Source organism: Anaerococcus sp., from assembly GCF_022770135.1.
In the GTDB taxonomy this organism is placed as follows: domain Bacteria; phylum Bacillota; class Clostridia; order Tissierellales; family Peptoniphilaceae; genus Anaerococcus.
On the sequence record NZ_JALEIL010000064.1, the window covers coordinates 1 to 3,457 of the forward strand.

The window sequence follows — 3,457 nt, forward strand, 5'->3', positions numbered from 1 at the left end:
TCTAAAGAAATTGTATTAATCCTAGAAAAATTATTTTTTAAATTTTCCATATCCATAGGATAGACTGTATTAAACCTATTAGCTACCGCATAGGATATTGAGTCTCTCATAAACTTTTCAAAACTAAGTCTATCCTCTATATCTATCCTCAAATCAGCAAGAGCCAAATTAATATATTCATCTCCATAAATTCGACTTAAAGAAAATATATTTTCATTAAGTGAATCACTAGCTTCAAATGAAAAATCTCTTATTATTTCTTTTAAAGCCTCGTTATGATTTTCGTGGTCAAACTGCCATAAGCTAACCTCATTAATATTCCTATCCATTGATGTGGTCTGACTAACATCAAAAATATATGAAACTTTTTTGTTTATATCACTTCCAACTAAAATTGGAATACCCTTTTGACCCCTCATAACAACTCTGCCAAAATATTTTTTCCACATATCAAAAGTCGCACAAGCTCTAGCTTCAGGTTCTTTGTTATATATGCTTAATTGGCTGGAAAAATCATATTTCTGATTATTGCCTATAACTTTTAAGAGCTTTAAATATTCTTTTTCATCTTGTAAAACTTCATACTTTATAGCTTCTTGTATATTCTTAAAATCATTTACTTGCATTTACCACCTCCTTTACATTTTACATTCTTATATTTTCCTAAAATTAAAAAACTACTAAAAATCTATCACTAGATTCTTAGTAGTTTTTATTTATCATAACTAAGATTGCTTTATATTTTTACATTATTTTATCCTGCTACAGCACACTTTCCAGATGAAATTCCAAGTTGAGCTACGATTCCAGCAACATTGCTCTTAAGTCCATATTTAACAAGTTGCTTTGCTATTATTTCTGCAACCTTTCCCCAAGCTTTACCCTTGATATAGGAAACTAAATCACCACTAGTAAACAACTGATATAAGTCGACTCCAGGAATCATCCCTATAATTTCACCTTTCATACAGTCTACAAATCCGTATGTAGTAATATTATTATGGTCAGATGGATTGAAAGTTTCATTTCTTAAATTCTTTGCTAAATCATCTTCATAATATATTCTCTCTAATCCTAAAATTATATAATTAGATAATTCTTCTCCATACTTATCTTCTAATAGTTGTCTATTTATTGAAAGCTTACCATTTTTATAACTACTAGCTTCTTCAAATATGAACTTCGCTTCTTGTTCTAAAGATTCTTTTGTGTTTCTATAACTAATAGAGTTATCATAACTATAATTATCTGAGCTTGCATATACACTTTGTATGCCAGGAGCTACAGACATAAATGTCATCATTATAGTTAAAAATAATACAACTATCCTCTTCTTTATATCCTTTAATATCATTCCCTTCTCCTTATATTTTTACTTTATATAAAGCAACCTTAATTAAAATTCAATTAAATTTTATTCCAGTCCTTCGCTTCTAATTTTTTCAAATTATCCTTATTAGTTCCAAAAATTGTCCCATTAAAAGGAATTTCATATCCTATCCTTTTTCCAATGTGAACTAATTCTATGATGGCTTTATTATTCTTAACTTCTACATCAAAAGAACTAATTTCATTCCATGGCATAAATAAGAAATCTCTTTTTAAAGAATTGCTTATTTCCTCCTCGTGGATTCCCTTATTTGAAAAATATAGAATAAATGTCCTGTTTGAATCCAATGTATAAAAAAGATTACTTGCTATCAATTTTGCAAGCCCTGTTTTTATGTCATTATGCTTAATTGCTAACAAATGATTATCTAAATTTCCAAATTCATTTTTAATTTTTTCATTTATCTCATTATTATCATTAAATAAAAGTCCCATATTATAACCTCCTTACTTAAAAATAAATACTTCTTTAATATCTTTATTTAATACCTTGCATATTTTATATGCAGTTTCAAGAGTTGGACTTATTGTATTGTTTTCATATGCCATTATTGACCTTCTTTTCATACCAATAGCTTTAGCAAGTTTATGTTGGGATAGTCCAAGCTCCTTACGAAATTCTGCAATTCTATTTTCAATTACTACTTCCATGTAATCACTTCCATATATACTTATAATGCAAATTAATAACATAACAATGACTTTAACATATACGATACAGTCTTCTTATATTCATATTTACATGCCTTTTTTAGTATTTAGGAAATAAACTAACGATAATATTGCACAAACAAACACACATATAATCGCTACATACATGGGTATATGCTTTTTAAAGGCACTATATCCTACGAATATGGTTATTATGGATGCAATTATCAAAATATACTTCAAAATTTTTATATTCATATTCTTATTACTGTGGTGTTATATCAAAAAGTAGTGCCCATGTCATCTCGATATAAACCCCTTTCCCTTTATTATTTGCATCTATTCTTGTAGCAACTAGCCACCAATATCCAGCATCAAATGCTGCTCCACCAGCCACTATTGCTGCACCAGGAAATATCAATGAAGCCATTCCTGCAGCTCCTCCAGCCATTGTTCCTGCAGCTGCTGCTGTGTTTAAGTCACTAACAATACGTTTTGATTCACAATCATTTGCATACCTTGAATATCCCCACCAGTATTGCTTTATACCCGTACTTTTTCCAGGGCAACTTCTATACATATTTTGTAAACTTCTATTATTCTTTGTTATAATTTCTAAATCTGAAGTTATAAAAATATTTCCTAACTTTGCTTCATTATTTAAATTTTCAAGATATAATTTTTGTCCTTCTACCATATCAGAATTATATCCATCTTTAATTGCTTTATATGAATCGAATTTATACAATCCACTTTCAACTTTTATATAAGGTTTAAGTTGCATAACTTCATCTTTACTAAAAACATTAAATTCCTTAGTGTCTATCTCATTAGCAAAAGCATTCGATGTCATGGAAAAAATCATTGTTATAACTAAACTCAAACAAAAAATTTTCCTAATTAGATTTCTAATACCCATTTTATTCATATTTCTTCTCCCAATTAAATTTATAAAATCTAAAGTTCAACTTCTAAATATAGGATAAAGGTATCTCCATTTTTATACCTTTGAAAATTAAAGTATGTCATAACAATCTTATCCCCCTTTAATTATTTATGGTTACATTTATAGTACCATTGTTACATTTATAGTACCACGATATTATTTTTTTGTCAAATCGTTTTCATAGATTTCTTTTATAATAACCATTAAAACATCCACCACAATAGAATTACCGGCCTGCTTATAAAGTTTACTTGAAATACAATTTTTTCTTCTTGGATGTACTTTCTCTAATTTGTCTATATCGCTATCATCAAAACCCATGAGTCTTAGACATTCTCTTTCTGTTAAATACCTATACTGACCATTTCCAATATCTATTATTCCAGAATTAGGTACTCTCATCTGTTTTGTAGAAATAGTATAAGAAAAATCTTTAATCACTTTTAGTCGCCCTCTAAAACTATTATCTAT

The 3,457-nt window shown here is 28.3% G+C and carries 5 protein-coding genes and 1 pseudogene; all 6 read right to left on the bottom strand.

Translation table 11 applies throughout. The annotated features are described in order from the left end of the window. Nucleotides 1–626, bottom strand: a pseudogene (locus MRZ08_RS02870) (hypothetical protein); the annotation flags it as partial. Nucleotides 627–754: 128 nt separating this feature from the next. Then, the gene (locus MRZ08_RS02875; protein WP_297379061.1) at nt 755–1,354 is read right to left on the bottom strand and encodes a hypothetical protein; all 600 of its coding nucleotides are present in this window, start codon (nt 1,352–1,354) and stop codon (nt 755–757) included. A gap of 53 nt (nt 1,355–1,407) precedes the next feature. Next, nucleotides 1,408–1,824, bottom strand: a complete 417-nt coding sequence (locus MRZ08_RS02880) for a histidine kinase (protein ID WP_297379063.1) — start codon at nt 1,822–1,824, stop codon at nt 1,408–1,410. 12 nt (nt 1,825–1,836) lie between these two features. Then, complete coding sequence (locus MRZ08_RS02885; RefSeq protein ID WP_297379065.1) at nt 1,837–2,040, bottom strand: helix-turn-helix transcriptional regulator; 204 nt, start codon at nt 2,038–2,040, stop codon at nt 1,837–1,839. Between the two features lie 265 nt (nt 2,041–2,305). Further along, nucleotides 2,306–2,968, bottom strand: a complete 663-nt coding sequence (locus MRZ08_RS02890) for a hypothetical protein (protein WP_297379067.1) — start codon at nt 2,966–2,968, stop codon at nt 2,306–2,308. A gap of 174 nt (nt 2,969–3,142) precedes the next feature. Then, on the bottom strand, nt 3,143–3,457 hold a 315-nt coding region (locus MRZ08_RS02895), incomplete at its 5' end, for a DNA cytosine methyltransferase (protein ID WP_297379069.1).

What these genes read in the sequence shown, in the direction of transcription:
- MRZ08_RS02885 (WP_297379065.1), bottom strand. Translation starts at nt 2,040, where the DNA reads ATGGAAGTAGTAATTGAAAATAGAATTGCAGAATTTCGTAAGGAGCTT.
- MRZ08_RS02880 (WP_297379063.1), bottom strand. Translation starts at nt 1,824, where the DNA reads ATGGGACTTTTATTTAATGATAATAATGAGATAAATGAAAAAATTAAA.
- MRZ08_RS02875 (WP_297379061.1), bottom strand. Translation starts at nt 1,354, where the DNA reads ATGATATTAAAGGATATAAAGAAGAGGATAGTTGTATTATTTTTAACT.
- MRZ08_RS02890 (WP_297379067.1), bottom strand. Translation starts at nt 2,968, where the DNA reads ATGAATAAAATGGGTATTAGAAATCTAATTAGGAAAATTTTTTGTTTG.